Here is a 21130-nt window from a genome sequence, read left to right on the forward strand (position 1 = left end):
GCCCGGACGTGTACGTGTTCGAGTGCGTCCTCGAGCTCAGCGCATTGCGTCACTAGCGTGCGCACCTCTCGGAGAGACAGCCCCGCCACCGAGGTTGGGGTCGGCATCAGCCTCACCAACACGGCATACATGGCGAACGCTTCGGCTCCAGCGGGGCCCTCATCCCCATTCCGCCCCGCCACGTTCCAACATCGGAAATAAGAGCGAATGAACCACCATGAGGGCGTGCACCATCACAGCCACCTTCCATAAGGGAATTCGACGAGAACTACCAGCAATTTGCGTTTCGCCGCTCTCGCCGCTGGAACAACATTCCCAGTGAAAACGCTGGTTCGTCACTAGCCGAGGGCTGAGAGCTAGCTGCCTGGCAATTTGCTCTCATCGGCAAACAGCCTCAAATTCGGACAAAGAGGCCGGGGTTGCCCAGTGCCCGGTACCACCGTCAGAATTTGGGCGTGGGTCAACGGGGAGCTCAGAACATCGATTCACTCGGCATCACCAGCGACGCGCTTGCCGTCTACCGGGTCATGCTTCAGGAGCGCAAATGGGGGCTGACCGAGATCGCCACGCATCTGGCACTCACGGCCGACCAGGTTCGGGATTCACTCGACGAACTCGCCGAACACCGCCTCCTGCGCGAAGCCAGCCCGGGAGTCGATTTGGACCCGGTGCGACCAGCCGTCGGATTGTCCGGGCTTCTCGCCCGCGCGGAGGCCGAGATGCGACGTCGACGAGAGGCGCTCGACCAGGCCGCTGCCACCGTCGCCGCGATCGTCGCGGAACACGACGCGAGCGTTGACCGCGACACCATCACCCGGCTGGAGGGCGTCGACGCGGTCCGCGAGCGGCTCGCCGAGTTGGCGGCGGAAGTCCGGGGCGAATGCCTTTCCTTGAACCCCAATGCTGCACAGACACCTGCGGCGAAGGCGGCGAGCCGGCAGCTCAACCAGGGACTACGAGCCCGGGGAGTTGCCATTCGGTGCGTCTACCAGGACAGCTTCCGCAACCAGCCGAGCATCGTGTCTTACGCGCGATGGCTGACCGAGGTCGGCGGCCAGGCGCGAACGATTCCCTCGGTGCCGGTGATGATGGTGATCTTCGACCGGCATACGGCGCTGCTGCCGCTGGACCCGAACGACAGCAGCAAGGGCGCTCTCGACATCCGCACCCCGGGCGTGGTAGCCACCGCGTGCGCTCTCTTCGATCACCTGTGGCTGACAGGCACTCCGTTCGGCCAACCCGCCGAGGAGGGCGAAGTCGACCTCGACCCGGTGCAGCGTGAACTACTCGAACTCCTGTCGGCCGGACACACCGACGAGATGGCGGCCCGCAAGCTAGGCATCTCGTTGACCACGGTCCGCCGGATCATGGCAACGATCATGGAGCGGCTCGGGGCCCGGAGTCGATTCCAGGCCGGAGTCCGAGCACGCGAGCGTGGGTGGCTACGTACCTGATAACCCTGCCTCGTCGAGAGACGAGTGCCACCGGTGCGAGCCGGGTACCGCTTCTCACGGCACCGACGGCGTAACCCGGGGGCGGCGCGCCGCCGGGCTGCCTATCCTTGGGCACGACATGCAGAATCCAACCGCCTCCGTCGCGTCCGACCCCGTTCGCGAGCTGCACCGCCGCCTCACACCTCTGATGTTCCGCGACCAGCGCCGGCTCCAGCGGCGCCTCGACGGTGCCCGTAAGCTGCGCGACCCGCAGCGTCGGGAGGCGGCGCTGACCGAGATCACCGCCGACCTGGTCCGGGCCGAGCAGCGGCTCGCTGCCCGCCAGGCGGCGGTGCCCGTGATCACGTACCCGGTGGGTTTGCCGGTCAGTGAGCGCAAGGACGACATCGCCGCCGCCATCCGCGACCACCAGGTGGTGATCGTGGCCGGCGAGACCGGCTCCGGCAAGACCACCCAGATTCCCAAGATCTGTCTGGAGTTGGGGCGCGGGGTGCACGGCCTGATCGGGCACACCCAGCCCCGACGGTTGGCCGCCCGCACGGTGGCCGACCGGATCGCCGACGAGCTGGGCACCGAGTTGGGCGACGTGGTCGGCTACAAGGTGCGCTTCACCGACCAGGTCAGCGAGCGCAGCCTGGTGAAGCTGATGACCGACGGCATCCTGCTGGCCGAGTTGCAGACCGACCGGATGCTGCGCCAGTACGACACGTTGATCATCGACGAGGCGCACGAGCGCAGCCTCAACATCGACTTCATCCTCGGGTACCTGCGGGAGCTGCTGCCCCGACGACCCGACCTCAAGGTGATCATCACCTCGGCGACCATCGAGACCGACAGGTTCGCCCGGCACTTCGCGGGCGCACCCACTGCCGACGAGCCGGAGGGCGTGCCCGCGCCGGTGGTCGAGGTGTCGGGGCGCACCTACCCGGTGGAGGTGCGCTACCGGCCCCTCGTCGAGCTCGCCGACGGCGAGGAGGACGGCGACGCCGACGAGGAGAACGTCCGCGACCAGATCCAGGCGATCGGCGACGCCGTCGAGGAACTGGCCGCCGAGGGGCCCGGCGACATCCTGGTGTTCCTCAGCGGTGAGCGGGAGATCCGGGACACCGCCGACGCGCTGGGCAAGCTGGTGCAGACGAAGCGCTCGCTGCTCGGCACCGAGATCCTGCCGCTGTACGCACGGCTGTCCAGCGCCGAACAGCACCGGGTCTTCGCCGCGCACTCCGCACGCCGGGTGGTGCTCGCCACGAACGTCGCGGAGACCTCGTTGACCGTGCCCGGGATCAAGTACGTGGTGGACCCGGGCACCGCCCGCATCTCCCGCTACTCCAGCCGGCTCAAGGTGCAGCGGCTGCCGATCGAACCGGTCTCCCAGGCGTCGGCCAACCAACGCAAGGGCCGCTGCGGCCGTACGTCGGACGGCATCTGCATTCGCCTCTACGACGAGCAGGACTTCCTGTCCCGGCCCGAGTTCACCGACCCGGAGATCCTGCGGACCAACCTGGCGTCGGTCATCCTCCAGATGACAGCGATCGGGCTCGGCGACCTCGCCGCCTTCCCGTTCATCGACCCACCGGACAAGCGCAACATCACCGACGGCGTCAACCTGCTGCACGAGCTGGGCGCGTTGGACCCGACCGAGGCCGACCCGGCGAAGCGGCTCACCGCGCTCGGCCGGCGGCTGGCCCAACTGCCGGTCGACCCGCGCCTGGCCCGGATGGTGGTCGAGGGCGAACGCAACGGGTGCGCCACCGAGGTGCTGGTGATCGCCGCCGCACTGTCCATCCAGGACCCTCGGGAGCGGCCGGCGGAGAAGCAGGCCCAGGCGGACCAGGCGCACGCCCGGTTCGCCGACAAGGAATCCGACTTCGTCGCGTACCTCAACCTGTGGCGTTACCTGCGTGAGCAGCAGCGGGAGCTCTCCTCCAGCGCGTTCCGCCGGATGTGCAAGGCGGAGTACCTGAACTACCTGCGGATCCGCGAGTGGCAGGACATCGTCAGCCAACTGCGGCAGGTGCTGCGTACCCCGGCCGACGGCGACCGGCGTGGCGGGCGGCCGGCGCGCGACACCTCGGACGACGCGGACGCCGGCCGGGGTGCGAGCCGCCGGGGTGGCGCGGACCTGCCGGAGGAGATCGACACCCCGAAGGTGCACCAGTCGCTGCTGCCCGGCCTGCTGTCGCACATCGGCCTCAAGGACGCCCAGAAACACGAGTACCTGGGGGCGCGGGGCGCGAAGTTCGGCCTCTTCCCCGGGTCGGCGTTGTTCAAGAAGCCGCCGCGCTGGGTGATGGCCGCCGAGTTGGTGGAGACCTCCCGGCTGTGGGGCCGCATCGCCGGCCGGGTCGAGCCGGAGTGGGTCGAGCCGCTCGCGCAGCACCTGGTCAAGCGCAGCTACAGCGAGCCGCACTGGGAGAAGAAGCAGGCCGCGGTGATGGCCTACGAGAAGGTCACCCTGTACGGCGTGCCGCTGGTCAGCTCCCGCACTGTCAACTTCGGGCGGATCGACCCGACGCTGAGCCGGGAGCTGTTCATCCGGCACGCCCTCGTCGAGGGCGACTGGCAGACCCACCACCAGTTCTGGACGGACAACAAACGGCTGCTCGCCGAGATCGAGGAGTTGGAGAGCCGGGCCCGACGCCGGGACATCCTGGTCGACGACGAGACCATCTTCGGCTTCTACGACCAGCGGATCCCGGCCGACGTGTCCTCCGGCCGGCACTTCGACAGCTGGTGGAAGAAGACCCGCCGCGAGCAACCCGACCTGCTCACCTTCACCCGCGACCTGCTGGTCAACGACGGCCGGCCGGGGGTGGACGAGGACGACTACCCGGACGAGTGGCAGGCCCACGGGGTGAGTCTGCCGCTGACCTACCGGTTCGAGCCGGGCACGCCGGACGACGGCGTCACAGTGGACATCCCACTGCCGCTGCTCAACCAGGTGCCGGCGGAGAACTTCGACTGGCAGGTGCCGGGGCTGCGCGAGGAGACGGTGATCGCGCTGATCCGCTCGCTGCCCAAGGCGATCCGCCGCAACTTCGTCCCGGTGCCCGACTACGCGCGGGCCGCCCTGGCGGCGATCGCTCCCGGCGAGGAGTCGCTGCTGGACGCGCTCACCCGGCAGTTGCGCCGGATGACCGGGGTGACAGTGCCCCGCGACGCCTGGGAGCCGGGCAAGCTCCCGGCGCACCTGCGGGTGACCTTCCGGGTCCTCGGCGACGACGAGAAGCCGGTCGCCGAGGGCAAGGACCTGCCGGCCCTGCAACGTCAGCTCCGCCAGGAGGTACGTCAGGTGGTGGCGGCCGCCGCTCCGGAGGTGGCCCGGACCGGGCTGCGGGAGTGGAGCATCGGCACGCTGCCACGGACCATCGAGCAGGTCCGCGCCGGGTACGCGGTCACCGCGTACCCGGCCCTGGTCGACGAGGGTTCGACGGTCGGGGTGAAGGTGTTCGACTCCCCCGCCGAGGCGGAGGCGGCGCACTGGGCCGGCACCCGCCGGCTGCTGCGGCTCACCGTGCCGTCCCCGGCGCGGTTCCTGCAGGGGCGACTCGACAACGAGGCGAAGCTGGCGCTGAGCCGCAACCCGCACGGCGGCGTCCAGGAGTTGATCGAGGACGCGGCGGGCGCGGCCATCGACCGGTTGATCGGTGCGGCCGGCGGGCCGGCGTGGGACGCCGACGGTTTCGCGGCCCTGCGCGAGAAGGTCCGCGCCGACCTGGTCGACACAGTGGTCGAGGTGATGGACCGGGTCCGCCGGGTCCTCGCCGCCGCGTACGCCGTCGAGCAGCGGCTCGGCGCGACCCGCAACCTCACAGTGGTGGCGGCGCTGGCCGACATCCGCGGCCAGCTCGCCGGGCTGGTGCACGCCGGGTTCATCACCGAGACCGGGTACGCGCGGCTGCCCGACGTGCTGCGCTACCTCACCGCCGTCGAACGTCGACTGGAGCGGCTGGGCGGCAACCCGCAGCGGGACCGCCAGCAGCAGGACCGGATCGCTGTGGTGCAGAAGGAGTACGCCGACCTGCTCGCCAACCTGTCGCCGGCCCGCCGGCAGGAGACGGCCGTCCGGCAGATCCGCTGGATGATCGAGGAGTTGCGGGTGAACGTCTTCGCCCAGGCGTTGGGCACCCCGTACCCCGTCTCCGAGCAGCGGATCTACCGCGCGATGGACGACGTCGAGGGCCGCTGATCCGACCCGGCCCGACCCGACCGTGCGGGCCGGGCCGGGCCGGGCGGCGGACGGGTCAGTGTGCCCGGACGGACAGCGACCGGCTGGCCGGCACGCCGCGCACCGAGCTGGTCAGCGCCGCACTGCGGGGTTCCGTGGCGGTGGGCGCCCACCAGGCGCGGTTCTCCCGGTACCAGTGGAAGACCTCGGTCAGCCCGTCCTCGAACCGGATCTGCGGCTCGAAGCCGAGTTCCTCGGAGATCTTGCGGTAGTCCAGCGAGTAGCGCTGGTCCTGGACCTTGCGGTCCGGCACGTGCCGGACCCGTTCCCAGCCGGCGCCGGCCAGCCGCAGGATCCGCTCGGTGAGCGCCCGGTTTGTCAGCTCGATGTCGCCACCGATGTTGTAGACCTCGCCGGCGCGGCCCTTGGCCAGGACCAGCGCGATGGCGCGGCAGTGGTCGTCCACGTGCAGCCACTCACGCACCGCGCTGCCGTCGCCGTGCAGGGTGATGTCCTGGCCGGCGAGGAGGCTGGTGACGAACCGGGGGATGACCTTCTCCACGTTCTGGTACGGCCCGTAGTTGTTGGCGCAGCGAGTGATGGAGACGTCGACGTCGTACGTGCGCCAGTAGGAGCGGACCACGTGGTCGCTGGCCGCCTTCGAGGCCGCGTACGGGGAGTTGGGTTCCAGCACGCAGGTCTCGTTCCAGGAGCCCTCGCTGATCGAGCCGTACACCTCGTCGGTGGACACGTGCACGATCCGGCCGACGGCGCTGCGCGCACAGGCGGCCAGCAGGTGGTACGAGCCCATCACGTTGGTCTCGAAGAACGGCGTCGGATCGTCGATGGACCGGTCGACGTGTGACTCGGCGGCGAAGTGCACGACCGCATCGTGCCCGGGCACCACGTCGGCGAGCAGTTGCCGGTCGCAGATGTCCCCACGCACGAACGTCAGGCGGGGGTGCACGGCCGGCAGGTTGGCCCGATCACTGGCATAGGTCAGCTTGTCGATCACCGTCACGTCGCAGTGCTCGAACCCGACGTAGCGCCCGGCGAGCAGACTGCGCGCGAAATGCGACCCGATGAAGCCAGCGCCGCCGGTAACCAGGATCCTCATGTGTGGCCTCCCTGCCGGCGAGAAACGCGCACCGGTGAGCTCTGCTGAGACGAATGGGGCTTTTGCCCCGTGCAAGAACCCACCTTAGGTGACCACAACTGACACTGAGAGTGATACTGCGTCCTTAAGGATGAATTAACCCAACGGGTCGACTACCGGACCGAATCAGAGCGGATCCACACCGGGCGGGAGCTCGTCCCGGTCGATCGCCGACTGGATGTAGTCGAGGAGAATGCGCCGAAGCTCCCGACCGGCGTGGGTGGGCACGACGTCGCGTCGACGGGCCACCGCGATGGTCCGCCGCACCCCGGGCGGCGCGAGCGGGGTGATCCGCACGCCCGGACGGCGGGCCAGCACGATGCCGGGCACGAGCGCGATGCCGAGCCCCGCCTCGACGAAGCTGAGCACCGCATCCATCTCGCCGCCGTCCACCGCGAAGGTCGGCTCGAAGCCCGCCTCCCGACACGCCTGGATGGTCGCGTCGCGCAGGTCGTACCCCTCCCGGAACATCACCATCGGCTGGTCCCGCAGGTCGGTGATGCGCAGCTCCCCGGTCGTCGACGCGGTCGCCACCTCCCCCACCGACGCCACCACCAGGCTCTCCCGCAGGATCGGGTCGACGCGCAGCCCCGGGTCGGCCCCCTGCGCCGGCATGATGATCAGGGCCAGGTCGAGGTCGCCGCGCACCAGGTCACGCACCAGGTCCTGGGAGCCGCCCTCCTCGACGCGCAGGTCGATGGTGGGGTGCGCGTCGCGGAACCGGCGCAGCACCGGCGGGGCGAGTGAGGTGGCCAGACTGGGGGTGGCCCCGAGCCGGACCCGACCCCGTCGCAGCCCGACCAACTCCTGGACCTCCCGGGTCGCGGTCTCCACGTCGGCGAGGATGCGGGTGGCCAACGGCAGCAGCACCTCACCCGCCGCGGTGAGCGCGATGTTGCCCCTTAGCCGCTCGAACAGCGGGGCCCCGAGGTCGGCCTCCAGAGCGTGAATTTGCTTACTGAGCGAGGGCTGCGTGATGCCCACGATGTCGGCGGCTTGGGTGAAATGTCGTACTTCGGCCACCGCGACGAAGTACCGGAGCTGATGGAGCTGCATCTAAATAGCCTACGGCTATCAACACTGCGAGTTTGATGCATTGGACGACTGATCCAAGTGCTCCTAGCGTCGGTCGTGTGGTAATCACGAAAACTCGGTCGCCCATCCGCTCGAACGTCGGCCTCAAGGCCGTCATGGCGGTGACGGGCATCCTGCTGGCGCTGTTCCTCATCGCCCACATGCTCGGGAACCTGAAGGTGTTCACGGGGGAAACCTCGTTCGACCACTACGCGCACTGGCTGCGCGACATCGGCAAGCCCCTGCTGCCCGGCGTCTGGTTCCTCTGGATCCTGCGCACCGGGCTGGTGGTGGCGGTCGTCGCCCACATCGTCGCCGCCACCGTGCTGGCCAGGCGCGCCCGCGCCGCCCGCCCGGTCAAGTACGCCCACCGCAAGAAGGTCAACGGCAGCTACGCGGCCCGCACGATGCGCTGGGGTGGAGTGATCATCCTGCTCTTCGTGATCTACCACCTCCTGGACCTGACCACCGGCACGCTGAACCCGGTCGGCGACGCCAGCAAGCCGTACGGCAACGTCGTCGCCGACTTCGCGCCGGAACGCTGGTACGTCACGCTCTTCTACACGCTCGCCATCCTCGCGGTGGGCTTCCACCTGCGCCACGGCGCGTTCAGCGCGTTCCGCAGCCTCGGCCAGCAGACACCGCGCGGCGAGCGCAGGGCGCGTACCGCGGCTCTGGTCTTCGCCGTGCTGCTCTGCGCCGGGTACCTGGTGGTCCCGTTCGCCGTACTCACCGGATTGGTGTCCTGACATGGAACTCTTCACCGAGGGCGACCCGATCGCCGACACCAAGGCTCCCGCCGGCCCGGTCGAGAAGCGTTGGGAGACCCGGCGCTTCGAGGCCAAGCTGGTCAACCCCGCCAACCGCCGCAAGATGACCGTGATCGTGGTCGGCACCGGCCTGGCCGGCGGCTCGGCCGCCGCGACCCTGGCCGAGCAGGGCTACCACGTCAAGTCCTACTGCTACCAGGACAGCCCACGCCGGGCGCACTCCATCGCGGCACAGGGCGGCATCAACGCGGCGAAGAACTACCGCAACGACGGTGACTCCGTACACCGGCTCTTCTACGACACCGTCAAGGGCGGCGACTTCCGCTCCCGCGAGTCGAACGTGCACCGGCTCGCCGAGGTGTCGGTCAACATCATCGACCAGTGCGTCGCCCAGGGAGTGCCCTTCGCCCGCGAGTACGGCGGCCTGCTGGACACCCGCTCCTTCGGTGGCGCCCAGGTGCAGCGCACCTTCTACGCCCGGGGCCAGACCGGCCAGCAGTTGCTGCTCGGCGCGTACCAGGCCCTCGAACGGCAGATCGGCCTGGGCAACGTCGAGATGAACACCCGGCACGAGATGCTGGAGCTGGTCCTCGTCGACGACAAGGCCCGCGGCATCGTCGTCCGGGACATGGTGACCGGCGAGATCAGCACCGAGATGGCCGACGCCGTCGTGCTCGCCTCCGGCGGCTACGGCAACGTCTTCTACCTCTCCACAAACGCCAAGGGCTGCAACGTCACCGCCACCTGGCGCGCGCACCGCAAGGGCGCGTACTTCGCCAACCCCTGCTACACGCAGATCCACCCGACCTGCATCCCGGTCTCCGGCGACCACCAGTCGAAGCTGACCCTGATGAGCGAGTCGCTGCGCAACGACGGCCGGGTCTGGGTGCCGAAGACCAAGGGCGACGACCGCAGCCCGAAGGACATTCCCGAGGCCGAGCGGGACTACTACCTGGAGCGGATCTACCCCTCCTTCGGCAACCTGGTCCCCCGCGACATCGCCTCCCGCGCCGCCAAGAACGTGTGCGACGAGGGGCGGGGCGTCGGACCCACCAAGCTCGGCGTCTACCTCGACTTCGCCGACGCGATCGGCCGACTGGGCCGCAAGGCCATCGAGGCCAAGTACGGCAACCTCTTCGAGATGTACGAGCGGATCACCGGCGAGGACCCGTACGAGGTGCCGATGCGCATCTACCCCGCCGTGCACTACACGATGGGCGGCCTGTGGGTCGACTACGACCTCCAGTCGAACATCCCCGGCCTGTTCGTGATCGGTGAGGCGAACTTCTCCGACCACGGCGCGAACCGACTCGGCGCCTCGGCGCTGATGCAGGGCCTCGCCGACGGCTACTTCGTGCTGCCCACCACCATCGCCAACTACCTGGCCTCCGGTCCACTGGAGAAGGTCGACGCCAGCCACCCGGCTGCCGTCGAGGCGCGCACCGACGTCGAGGACCGCGTCCAGCGGCTGCTCGCTGTCGACGGCGACCGGACCGTGGACTCGTTCCACCGGGAACTGGGCCAGATCATGTGGGAACACTGCGGCATGGAACGCAGCGAGGCCGGGCTGCGCAAGGCGATCGACGAGATCCGCGCCCTGCGCGAGCAGTTCTGGCAGCGGGTCAAGGTGTCCGGCACCGGCGAGGAACTCAACCAGTCGCTGGAGAAGGCCGGCCGGGTGGCCGACTTCTTCGAACTGGCCGAGCTGATGTGCATCGACGCCCTGCACCGCGAGGAGTCCTGCGGCGGCCACTTCCGGGCCGAGCACCAAACCCCCGACGGGGAGGCGCAGCGCGACGACGACCGGTTCGCGTACGTGGCGGCCTGGGAGTTCACCGCCGACGGCGAACCCTCGGTGCTGCACAAGGAAGACCTCAAGTTCGAATACGTCCACCCCACGCAGCGGAGCTACAAGTGAACCTGACCCTGCGCATCTGGCGCCAGAAGGGCCCCGAGGACAAGGGTCGGATGGTGACCTACCCGGTCAACGACGTGTCCCCGGACATGTCGTTCCTGGAGATGCTCGACGTGCTCAACGAACGGCTGATCCTGTCCGGCGAGGACCCGGTGGCGTTCGACCACGACTGCCGCGAAGGCATCTGCGGCATGTGCGGCCTCATGATCAACGGCGACGCGCACGGGCCGCAGCGCGGCACCACCGCCTGCCAGCTGCACATGCGGCAGTTCTCCGACGGCGAGACCATCGACATCGAGCCGTGGCGGGCCAGCGCCTTCCCGGTCGTCAAGGACCTGGTCGTCAACCGGAGCGCCTTCGACAAGATCATCGCGGCCGGCGGTTACGTCACCGCGCCCACCGGCAGCGCGCCCGAAGCCCACTCCACCCCGGTCGCCAAGGCCAACGCCGACGCCGCCTTCGAATCAGCGGCCTGCATCGGCTGCGGCGCCTGCGTGGCAGCCTGCCCGAACGGCTCCGGCATGCTCTTCACCGCCGCCAAGCTCACCCAGCTCTCGCTCCTGCCGCAGGGCCAACCCGAGCGCTACACCCGGGTGATCGGCATGGTCGACGCGCACGACGAGGCCGGCTTCGGCGGCTGCACCAACGCCGGCGAATGCACCCCGGCCTGCCCGAAGGGCATCCCGCTGAACACCATCGGCCGCCTCAACCGCGACTACCTCACGGCCACCGCCAAGGGAGCCAACAACACCCCCGGTTCCTGAGGTTCGCCGCAGGACCGCCGTACCCCGCGCTTTCCTGGGGGTACGGCGGTCCTGGCGTTTGGTCTTTGGTCTTTGGTCTTTGGTCTTTGGGCTTTGGGCTTTGGGCTTTGGGCTTTGGGCTTGGTCTTTGGTTGCGGTGGGGGCTGGGGCGACCGTCCCCGGCTCCGGGCGGTCAGGCTTGATCCCTGCGCCGGGGACGGTCGCCCCAGCCCTGACCCTGGTCACGGCTCGTCCGCAGGTTGCGCTCCTGCTGGGGTACGCCGACAGCTCCCAACCACGGACGCGCCCATGAACCCAGCCCAGGGGGACCACCCGCGCACTCCGGCCCCCGCATTCCGACACCCGCCTCGCCCCGCCTCAACCCGTCGCGCCCCGCCCCAGCGCGCCTCGGACCGTCGCGCCTCGGACCAGCGCGCCTCGGACCGTCGCGCCTCGGACCAGCGCGCCTCGGACCGTCGCCTCGCCGTGCGCGTCGCCCGCCTCGGCCCGCCTCGGCCCGTCGCTTTGGCCCATTGCGTGGCAGTGTCCTCTCGCCACGCCGCCCCGTCCGTCCCGCCTCCTCGCACTCCGTCTCCCCGGTCGCACTCCACCTCCCCTGCCGGACCTCGCCTTGCCCTCTCGCATCGCGTGATCCACTCGGGTTTCAGGAAGTCGGCCGGTCGCCGGGCCTCGGATACCGCGACTTCAAGGAACGCGAGTGGATCAACTCGATCTCGGCCGACATGAGCCGCGTCCCAGCGCGACAAACGGGCCGGCGCAGGAACCACACGGGCAGCCACCCACGGGCTGAGCGCACAGGTCGGCCCAGAGAGCACAGGCAGCGACCGGCCGCTTGCGGGCTCACGGGCCTCGCGGGGAACGCACGGACGGACGCCGTCTATGAGCGGCTGGGGGCGACCGTCCCCGGCGTAGGGATCAAGCCTGACCGCCCGAAGCCGGGGACGGTCGCCCCCAGCCCCCACCGCAACCACCGACCAGCCCGAAGCAAGCCCGAGAGACAAGCCCGAGGCAAGCCCGAAAGACAGGACCGGAGACAGGCGGCCGGTTCAAGTGCCCGAGCCCGGGTAGCAGTCTTGCGAGACGGCAGGGAGAAGGGACGAGGGACATGAAGGCGCTCACCTGGCAGGGCAAGCGAGACGTACGGGTCGAGGAGGTCCCGGACCCGCGGATCGAGGAGCCGACCGATGCGATCGTGAAGATCACCTCTACCGCGATCTGTGGTTCCGACCTGCACCTGTACGAGGTGCTCGGGCCGTACCTGAAGCCCGGTGATGTCCTGGGCCACGAGCCGATGGGCATCGTCGAGGAGGTCGGGTCGGAGGTGACCGGGCTCAAGCCGGGCGATCGGGTGGTGGTGCCGTTCAACATCGCCTGCGGCAGTTGCTGGATGTGTGCGCGCCAGCTCTACGCCCAGTGTGAGACCACCCAGGTCACCAGCGAGGGTAAGGGCGCGGCCCTGTTCGGGTACACCTCGCTCTATGGTTCGGTGCCGGGTGGGCAGGCCGAGTACCTGCGGGTCCCGCAGGCGCATTTCGGGCCGATCAAGATTCCGCAGACGGGCGCGGACGAGCGCTACCTCTACCTGTCCGACATTCTGCCGACGGCCTGGCAGGCGGTGAGGTACGCGGACACCCCGCCGGGCGGCACCCTGGCCGTCTTCGGTCTGGGCCCGGTCGGGCAGTTCTGCGCGCGGGTCGGCCGCCACCTCGGCGCGGGACGGGTGATCGGGCTGGACCTGGTGCCCGAGCGCCTGGAGTTGGCCCGCCGGCACGGCATCGAGGTGCTCGACGTCAGCGAGCTGTCCGACGTGCCGGGTGCGTTGATCGACCTGGTTGACGGGCGCGGCCCGGACGCGGTGATCGACGCGGTGGGGATGGAGGCGCACGGTTCGCCGGCGGGGAAGTTGGCCCACGCCGCGGTCGGGTTGCTGCCGGACAAGCTGGCCCAGACGATGACCGACCGGGCGGGTGTGGACCGGCTGTCCGTCCTGCACGCCGCGGTCAAGGGGGTCCGCCGCGGCGGCACCGTGTCGATCTCCGGCGTGTACGGCGGCGAGGCCGACCCGATGCCGCTGATGGAGATGTTCGACCGTGGTGTTCAGCTGCGGATGGGGCAGTGCCACGTGCGCCGGTGGACCGACGAGATCCTGCCGCTGCTCTCCGGTGACGACGACCCGCTGGGCGTGGAGGACCTGCGTACCCACCGGGTGCCGCTGGCCCGGGCGCCGCAGGCGTACGAGATGTTCCAGAAGAAGGAGGACGGCTGTATCAAGGTCGTCCTCGAACCATGAGTGCGAGGAGTGAGCCGGGGTTGCGAGCCCCGCAGTCACGATTGCAGCCGGTGCCGTGAGCCGGGTGGTCGTGATCGTTGGTGCGAGCAGCGGGATCGGCCGGGCGACGGCCCGGGCGTTCGCCGAGCGCGGCGACCGCCTGGTCCTCGCCGCTCGCGCCACCACGACCCTGGCCGAGGTACGCGCGGAGTGCGCCGACGTCGACGTGCTGACCGTGCCGACGGACGTGACCGAGCCGGATGCGCTGGACGCGCTCGCGGGCGCCGCTGTCGACCGCTTCGGCCGCATCGACGTGTGGGTGCACACGGCGGCGGTGATGGCCTACGGGCGCTTTGACGAGCTGCCGGAACGGGTCTTCGACCAGGTGGTACGGACGGATCTGCTCGGCGCGGCCGGCTCGGCGCGGGTGGCGCTGCGGCACTTCCGGGCCACCGGGGCCGGCACGGTGATCCTCACCGGTTCGGTGCTGGGGCACATCACCGCGCCGTACATGAGCGCGTACGTGGCGAGCAAGTGGGGGTTGCAGGGTCTGGTCCGGACGGTGCAGCAGGAGTTGCGCGACAGCCCGGAGATCCGGCTGTGTCTGGTGAACCCGGGCAGCGTGGACACTCCCGTCTACCAACAGGCGGCCAACTATCTGGGCCGGGTCGGGCGACCTCCGGCCCCGGTCGCCAGCCCGCAGCGGGTGGCCAGGGCCATCGTGGGCTGTGTGGACCGACCCCGTCGGGAGGTCTCCGTGGGTCGGCTCAACGTGGTGCTGCGTGCCGGCTTCACAGTGCTGCCGGGGGTCTACGACGTACTCGTCGGACCGTTGATGCGGGCGGCCGGCCTGAGTGGACGCTCGGTCGCCGCGCACGACGGCAGCGTCTTCGCTCCAAACCCGGCCGGCGAGGCGGTACGCGGCGGTCACCTGCCCGACGTGCGGAAACTCCTGTTCGGACCGGTTGGCGCTGCGCACGCCGCACTGCGCCGACGGTTCGGCTGACCTGTTCGGAACTGTTCGGGACATGTTCGGGGGCCTCATGCGTCGATCAACTCGCCTAGGGTGGTGGGCCAGCAAGCGCTCTGGCACACCACGATCGGGGAGACGATTGACCATGCGACTGAACCGCAGAACGGCACTCGGGTTGGGCACTGTGGCCACCGCCGGCACGGTGTTGGGCGCCGCCGTCCCGGCGAGCGCCGCCGAGGCCACCGAGGCGTCGCCGACCACCCCCGCTCGGGCCGCCCGCCGGGTCGCCTCCGTCTTCACCAAGCACAGCGCCGCGGCCGGCGGCAACTGGCAGGCGTACGTCAGCGTCGCCGACCCGGCCGGCACGCCGGTGGTCGCGGTGGAGGCTGACGCGGATCGGCGGATCGAGGCGTACAGCGTCAACAAGATCGCCGTTGCCACCGCGGTGCTCGACAAGGTCGATCGGGGGCTGCTCACCCTGGACCAGCAGGTCGAGGTGAGCGCGGCGATCGTCGTGCCGGGCGGTGACGGCATCTTCAGCCTGGACGGCGCGTACCCGAGCCTGGTGACCATCGGGCACGTGCTGGCCAACCTGCTGACCGTCTCGGACGACACGGCGGTGCGGTTGTGTGGGCTGGTCGCCCCGGCCGCCGAGATCAACTCCATCCTGGTCGCCAAGGGCTTCCCGAACACGCAGGTCCAGCCGGTGGCCAACCCGAACCGGTTCTTCCTCGGCACCAGCACGCCTCGGGAGACGCACGACCTGCTGCGCGCCCTGGTCGCTGGCACGTTGCTCTCCCCCGCCTCGACGACGTACCTGTTGGGCATCCTGCGCTCCCCGGTGGCGTTCACCGACGGCATCCGGCGCACGATGTCCTCCGACGAGCGGGCCCGGATCGCCACCAAGGCCGGCTGGTACGCCGACGCCCGGCACGAGGCCGGTGTGATCTTCGACCGCTCCGGCGCGGCGGTGCTCACCTACGCGCTCTTCGCCGACGGGCAGGCCAACCCGGAGGACTTCGGCGCGACCCACCCGGCGGTGCAGGCCCGAGCCGCCATGGGGCCCAAGTTCCTGGCCGCGGTGGACCGGATCGCGGGCGTGGGCAAGACGTTCCGGATCACCGCCCGACGCCCCAGCAACGGCGGCTAGATCCCGTCCCGGGTCGGTCGCCGCTGCCGGCGACCGACCCGGCGTGGCGACCGCCGAGGCACGGGTCGGCTCGGGTGACTACCGTGTAGGGCGGACACGTCGGAGGGACGGCAATGGCGCGAGCGCAGAGCACGGACGTTGAACGGTCGCTCGGGCGGCGGATGCGGGGCGCGGCTGGCCTGGCCGCGCTGGCCGGCCTGGCCTGGGTCGCCCGGGATGTGCCGGCGGCGCTGGGTGGCCGGCTCAGCGGGGCGCGGGCGGAACGGGCGGCACGTTCGCCGCAGTTTCGCGAGGGCACCTTCCACAACCGGGCCGGCACCCGCACGATGATCGCCGAGCCGGGGCGCAACCTGGTCCGCGAGCTGATCTTCGGCAAGCAGAAGCGGCGTCCCACCGCGGCCGTGCCGCTGCTGCGCCCCAGCGCCGGCGCGGCGGAGGCCGCCGACACCGCCGACGAGCTCAACATCGTCTGGTACGGCCACGCCTCGACGCTTATCGAGATCGAGGGCCGGCGGGTGCTGCTCGACCCGGTGTGGAGCGACAGGTGCTCCCCCTCGGGTCTGGTCGGCCCGCGCCGGCTGCACGAGCCACCGGTCGGCATCGACGAGCTGCCCCCGCTGGACGCCATCCTGATCTCGCACGACCACTACGACCACCTCGACATGGCCACCGTGCGGGCCTTGCTCGCCGGGCAGTCCGCGCCGTTCCTGGTGCCGCTCGGCGTGGGCGCGCACCTGGACCGCTGGGGCGTACCCGCCGAGCGGATCATCGAACTGGACTGGTCCGAGTCGCACCAGGTCGCCGGCTTGGAGATCACCGCCACCGCCGCGCAGCACTTCTCCGGTCGTGGGTTGCGCCGCGACGGCACGCTCTGGAGTTCGTGGGTGGTGGCCGGGGCTCGCCGCAAGGTCTTCTACACCGGCGACTCCGGTTACTTCGACGGGTACGCCGAGATCGGCGCCGAGCACGGGCCGTTCGACGTGACGCTGATGCAGATCGGGGCGTACGACCGGGCCTGGCCGACGATCCACATGTTCCCGGAGGAGGCGGTCAGCGCCCACCTCGACCTGCGCGGCGGGCTGTTCCTGCCGGTGCACTGGGCGACGTTCAACCTGGCCCTGCACGACTGGTCCGAGCCGGTCGACCGGTTGTGGGCCGAGGCGAAGGCCCGCGACGTGCGGCTCGCCGTGCCCCGGCCGGGCGAGCGGGTGGTGGTCGACGAGCCGCCCGCCGTCGACGGTTGGTGGCAGGCCATCGCCTGAGCAGGCCATCGCCCGAGCAGGCCGTCGCTGAGCCAGATCAGAGCACGAACGCGTCGGTCCAGAGCGCGCCGGACCGGCCGGAGAGCGCGTCCAGCATGGCGACCGCCTGACCGTCGGTGAGCTGCGCGACGAAATCCACGATGGCTCGCCCCCGGGCGCGACCGATCCGGTCCGGGGTACGCGGGTGCAGCTCCGCCTCGGCCAACTCGACCAGGTCGTGCAGCCGGCGGGGCAGCCGGGACTCCTCCTCCGGGTCGAGCAGCCACTCCCAGAGCGCCTCGACCAGGGTGCCCAGCAGTCGGGCCTGGCCGCGCTGGTGCAGGGCGAGGTCCGGGCGGGCCAGCACGAACCGGTGGTGGACGAACTTGAGCACCTGCACCTCGTGCCACTGCGCGCAGCCGAGCAGCACGTGCCCGGAGCGCACCGACGGTTGGTCGGTGACCGTGATGGCCTCGACGAAGCGGGTGGACCAGCGGGCGGAGAACCGCGCCACGTACTGCTCGGCCTCGATCGAGCCGTCGAACGGCATCGCGAGCAGCCCGTCCACCAGTTCCTCGCGGACGTGCTCGACGGCGGCGGCGAACGCGTCGTCGTCGGCGATCCAGGCGTCCTTGCGGTGCAGCTGCCGGCGTAGCCGCTCGATCGCCGCACCGGGTCGCCGGGCCGCCGTGGCCAGCGCCGCGTCGGTGATCGCCCGGAAGTGCCCGCTCTCGCGCTGCCAGGCCATCAACTCCGCGGAGACCGAACCCTGCTGGAGCACGCCGACGCGGTAGAAGTCCTCCACGTCGTGGATGGCGTACGCGATGTCGTCGGCGGTGTCCATCACGGACGCCTCCACGGTCTGCTGCCAGTCCGGGATGCGGCCGGCGAACGGCTCCCGGGCCTGCCGCAGGTCGTCCAGCTCGGTCCGGTATGCCCCGAACTTCGACGAGCCGCTCTCCGGGTCGTCCGGTGGCGGGGTGGCGCCGCGCGGCGGGGGATCCATGGTGCGCGGGTGCGGGTCGGGGTGGTCCAGGCGGGTCCACGGGTACTTCAACATGGCCGCGCGGACCGCCGCGGTCAGGTCCAACCCGGTGGTGGCCGCGCCGCGGATCTCGGTGCTGGTGACGATCCGGTACGACTGCGCGTTGCCCTCGAAACCGTCGGAGAGGCCCAGGCGCTGGCGGGCCAGCCGGTCCAGCACCCGCTCCCCCAGGTGCCCGAACGGTGGGTGGCCGAGGTCGTGGGCGAGCGCCGCCGCCTCCACCACGTCGGGGTCACAGCCGCCGAGCTTGTCCAGCAGGTCACGCCACCGCTCGTCGGCGTTCAACCGCTCGGCGACCGCCCGGGCCACCTGGGCGACCTTGAGGCTGTGGGTGAGCCGGTTGTGCACCAGCAGCCCGGAGCCGACCGGGCTGATCACCTGGGTGACGCCGCCGAGGCGGGCGAAGAACGGCGAGCCGACGATCCGGTCCCGGTCGGCGCGGAACGGGTTGGCCGTGAGGTCACCGAGGGCCCGGGCGCTGCCGCCGAAGGGCCGCCGGGCGCGCGGCTCCGCAGCAGATTCCATGATCGCCACGCTAGCGCAGGCCCGACGGGGACGCCGCAGGTCACCCCGGTCGGGCGCGGTGGTTCGGTCCCCCGCCCCGGCCGGGCGCGGCGACAGCGCGCCGGCCCGCCCGGCAGAATGCAGGCGTACCCGCTCTTTGAAGGCGGATCGAGTCGAAGGCGGATCGAGATCGTGACCCAGTCTGTTCATCAGCGGATCGCCGACGAGCTCGGCGTGGCCGAGCGTCAGGTGCGGGCGGCCGTGGACCTGCTCGACGGCGGTTCCACAGTGCCGTTCATCGCCCGCTACCGCAAGGAGGCCACCGGCCTGCTCGACGACACCCAGCTGCGCACCCTGGAGGAGCGGCTGCGCTACCTGCGCGAGCTGGACGAACGGCGGGCCGCGGTACTGGAGTCGATCCGCGGCCAGGGCAAGTTGGACGAGGCCCTGGAAGCGCAGATCATGGCCGCCGACTCGAAGTCCCGGCTGGAGGACATCTACCTCCCGTACAAGCCGAAGCGGCGGACCCGGGCGCAGATCGCCCGCGAGGCCGGGTTGGCGCCGCTGGCCGAGACGCTGCTGGCCGACCCGGGTCAGGACCCGCGGGCCACCGCCGCCGGGTTCGTCGACGAGGAGAAGGGCATCGCTGACGCCGCCGCCGCGCTCGAGGGCGCGCGGGCGATCCTCATCGAGACCTTCGCGGAGGACGCCGACCTGATCGGCACGCTGCGCGAGCAGATGTGGTCGCGCGGCCGGCTGGTTTCCCGGGTACGCGAGGGTCAGGAGGCGGCCGGCGCCAAGTTCGCCGACTACTTCGACTTCTCCGAGCCGTATCCGAAGTTGCCCTCGCACCGGATCCTGGCGATGTTCCGGGGCGAGAAGGAGGGCGTGCTCGACCTGACCATGGAGTCGGAGGAGGCGGGCGAGGCGGACGCCGTGCCGACCGGCCCGACCCGGTACGAGGCGGCCATCGCCGGCCGGTTCGGGGTGTCCGACGCGGGCCGCCCGGCCGACCGCTGGCTGTCCGACACGGTCCGCTGGGCGTGGCGTACCCGGATCCTCATCCACCTGGGCGCGGACCTGCGGATGCGGCTGTGGCAGGCGGCCGAGGAGGAGGCGGTCCGGGTCTTCGCCACCAACCTGCGGGACCTGCTGCTCGCCGCGCCGGCCGGCACCCGGCCCACGATGGGCCTGGACCCGGGCCTGCGGACCGGGGTGAAGGTGGCAGTGGTGGACGCCACCGGCAAGGTGATCGCCACCGACACCATCTACCCGCACGAGCCGCGCCGGCAGTGGGACGCGTCGGTGGAGACCCTGGCCCGGCTGGCCGGGGCGCACGGGGTGGAGCTGATCGCGATCGGCAACGGCACCGCCTCCCGCGAGACCGACAAGCTCGCCGGCGACCTGATCGCCCGGCACCCGCAGCTCAACCTGACCAAGGTGATGGTCTCCGAGGCCGGCGCATCGGTCTACTCCGCATCCGCGTACGCCTCGCAGGAGCTGCCCGGGATGGACGTGTCGCTGCGCGGCGCGGTCTCCATCGCCCGCCGCCTCCAGGACCCCCTCGCGGAGCTGGTCAAGATCGATCCGCGGTCGATCGGCGTCGGCCAGTACCAGCACGACCTGTCCGAGGTGAAGCTGTCCCGGTCGCTGGACGCGGTCGTGGAGGACTGCGTCAACGCGGTCGGGGTGGACGTCAACACCGCCTCCGCGCCGCTGCTGACCCGGGTCTCCGGGATCGGCGCCGGCCTGGCCGAGAACATCGTGCTGCACCGGGACGCCAACGGGCCGTTCCGCTCGCGTACCGAGCTGAAGAAGGTGGCTCGACTCGGGCCGAAGGCGTTCGAGCAGTGCGCCGGCTTCCTACGCATCCCGGACGGCGACGACCCGCTGGACTCCTCCAGCGTGCACCCCGAGGCGTACCCGGTGGTGCGCCGGATCCTCTCCACCACCGGCCAGGACCTGCGCTCGGTGATCGGCAGGAGCGGCATCCTGCGAGGGCTGCGGGCCACCGACTTCGTCGACGACCGGTTCGGCCTCCCCACCGTCACCGACATCCTCGCCGAGCTGGAGAAGCCGGGCCGGGATCCCCGCCCGGAGTTCCGCACCGCCACCTTCGTCGAGGGGGTGGAGAAGATCGGCGACCTGACGCCGGGCATGGTGCTGGAGGGCGTGGTCACCAATGTGGCCGCGTTCGGCGCGTTCGTCGATGTCGGTGTGCACCAGGACGGTCTGGTGCACGTCTCGGCGATGTCCCGGACCTTCGTGAAGGACCCCCGCGAGGTGGTGAAGTCCGGCGACGTGGTCAAGGTCCGGGTGCTCGACGTGGACGTACCCCGCAAGCGGATCTCGCTGACCCTGCGCCTGGACGACGAGCCTCCGGCCACCTCTGGTGGCGGCGGTGGTGGTGGTGGTCGGACCAGCCAGGAGGGGCGTGGCGGCCCGGCGCAGCGCGCGCCGCAGGGCGGTCGCGGCAGCGGGCAGAGCGGTCGCGAAGGCCAGGGCGGTCGCGGCGGGCAGGGCGGTCGTGGCGGCGGGCAGCAGCGGCAGGGCGCAGCGGCGCCGGCCAATGACGCGATGGCCGAAGCCCTGCGCCGCGCCGGCCTGGCCTGACCCGTTCAACACGTCAACCCCGCGCCGTCTCGTC

The 21130-nt window shown here is 70.8% G+C and carries 14 protein-coding genes; 10 read left to right on the top strand and 4 right to left on the bottom strand.

Annotated features, from left to right (window positions below; translation table 11 throughout):
- The first annotated feature begins 455 nt into the window (after positions 1–455).
- On the top strand, positions 456–1454 hold the full coding sequence (locus IW248_RS14660) for a helix-turn-helix transcriptional regulator (RefSeq protein WP_307787955.1): 999 nt from the start codon (positions 456–458) through the stop codon (positions 1452–1454).
- 118 nt (positions 1455–1572) lie between these two features.
- Positions 1573–5643, top strand: coding sequence for an ATP-dependent RNA helicase HrpA (hrpA, locus tag IW248_RS14665; RefSeq protein ID WP_196927443.1), 4071 nt, complete (start codon positions 1573–1575; stop codon positions 5641–5643).
- A 55-nt stretch (positions 5644–5698) separates the two neighbouring features.
- On the opposite strand, the gene rfbB is transcribed toward hrpA, so the two are convergent.
- Positions 5699–6739, bottom strand: coding sequence for a dTDP-glucose 4,6-dehydratase (gene rfbB, locus IW248_RS14670; RefSeq protein WP_196927444.1), 1041 nt, complete (start codon positions 6737–6739; stop codon positions 5699–5701).
- A gap of 165 nt (positions 6740–6904) precedes the next feature.
- Entirely contained in the window at positions 6905–7834 is a 930-nt protein-coding gene (locus IW248_RS14675) for a LysR family transcriptional regulator (protein WP_196927445.1), read from the bottom strand.
- A gap of 35 nt (positions 7835–7869) precedes the next feature.
- Here IW248_RS14675 and IW248_RS14680 point away from each other — a divergent pair, with 35 nt between their 5' ends.
- From IW248_RS14680 to IW248_RS14690, 3 genes are read left to right on the top strand one after another with little or no spacing between them, the layout of a single operon-like run.
- The gene (locus IW248_RS14680; protein WP_196927446.1) at positions 7870–8601 is read left to right on the top strand and encodes a succinate dehydrogenase cytochrome b subunit; all 732 of its coding nucleotides are present in this window, start codon (positions 7870–7872) and stop codon (positions 8599–8601) included.
- A gap of 1 nt (position 8602) precedes the next feature.
- On the top strand, positions 8603–10540 hold the full coding sequence (locus tag IW248_RS14685; protein WP_196927447.1) for a fumarate reductase/succinate dehydrogenase flavoprotein subunit: 1938 nt from the start codon (positions 8603–8605) through the stop codon (positions 10538–10540).
- The gene (locus IW248_RS14690) at positions 10537–11301 is read left to right on the top strand and encodes a succinate dehydrogenase/fumarate reductase iron-sulfur subunit (RefSeq protein WP_124818571.1); all 765 of its coding nucleotides are present in this window, start codon (positions 10537–10539) and stop codon (positions 11299–11301) included. Before IW248_RS14685 ends, IW248_RS14690 begins: the two co-directional genes overlap by 4 nt.
- Before the next feature lie 357 nt (positions 11302–11658).
- Here IW248_RS14690 and IW248_RS14695 read toward each other — a convergent pair whose 3' ends face one another.
- A complete protein-coding gene (locus IW248_RS14695; RefSeq protein WP_196927448.1) occupies positions 11659–11814 on the bottom strand; it encodes a hypothetical protein in 156 nt (51 codons plus the stop codon).
- Positions 11815–12406: 592 nt separating this feature from the next.
- Between IW248_RS14695 and IW248_RS14700 the strand changes: the two genes are divergently transcribed.
- The 4 genes from IW248_RS14700 (at position 12407) to IW248_RS14715 (ending at position 16955) form a co-directional block, all read left to right on the top strand.
- A complete protein-coding gene (locus tag IW248_RS14700; protein ID WP_196927449.1) occupies positions 12407–13591 on the top strand; it encodes a zinc-dependent alcohol dehydrogenase in 1185 nt (394 codons plus the stop codon).
- 55 nt (positions 13592–13646) lie between these two features.
- Positions 13647–14576 (top strand): SDR family NAD(P)-dependent oxidoreductase, encoded by a 930-nt coding sequence (locus IW248_RS14705; RefSeq protein ID WP_196927450.1) that lies wholly within the window; start codon positions 13647–13649, stop codon positions 14574–14576.
- Between the two features lie 112 nt (positions 14577–14688).
- Positions 14689–15693, top strand: a complete 1005-nt coding sequence (locus tag IW248_RS14710) for a serine hydrolase (protein ID WP_231396312.1) — start codon at positions 14689–14691, stop codon at positions 15691–15693.
- Positions 15694–15806: 113 nt separating this feature from the next.
- Positions 15807–16955 (top strand): MBL fold metallo-hydrolase, encoded by a 1149-nt coding sequence (locus IW248_RS14715; RefSeq protein WP_196927452.1) that lies wholly within the window; start codon positions 15807–15809, stop codon positions 16953–16955.
- A gap of 37 nt (positions 16956–16992) precedes the next feature.
- On the opposite strand, the gene IW248_RS14720 is transcribed toward IW248_RS14715, so the two are convergent.
- Positions 16993–18504: a deoxyguanosinetriphosphate triphosphohydrolase family protein gene (locus IW248_RS14720; RefSeq protein ID WP_196927453.1), complete on the bottom strand. Its 1512-nt coding sequence runs from the start codon at positions 18502–18504 to the stop codon at positions 16993–16995.
- Between the two features lie 117 nt (positions 18505–18621).
- On the opposite strand from IW248_RS14720, the gene IW248_RS14725 reads away from it, so the two are divergent.
- A complete protein-coding gene (locus tag IW248_RS14725) occupies positions 18622–21096 on the top strand; it encodes a Tex family protein (protein ID WP_196927454.1) in 2475 nt (824 codons plus the stop codon).
- Positions 21097–21130 lie beyond the last annotated feature (34 nt).

This window comes from Micromonospora ureilytica (assembly GCF_015751765.1).
In the GTDB taxonomy this organism is placed as follows: Bacteria; Actinomycetota; Actinomycetes; order Mycobacteriales; family Micromonosporaceae; genus Micromonospora; species Micromonospora ureilytica.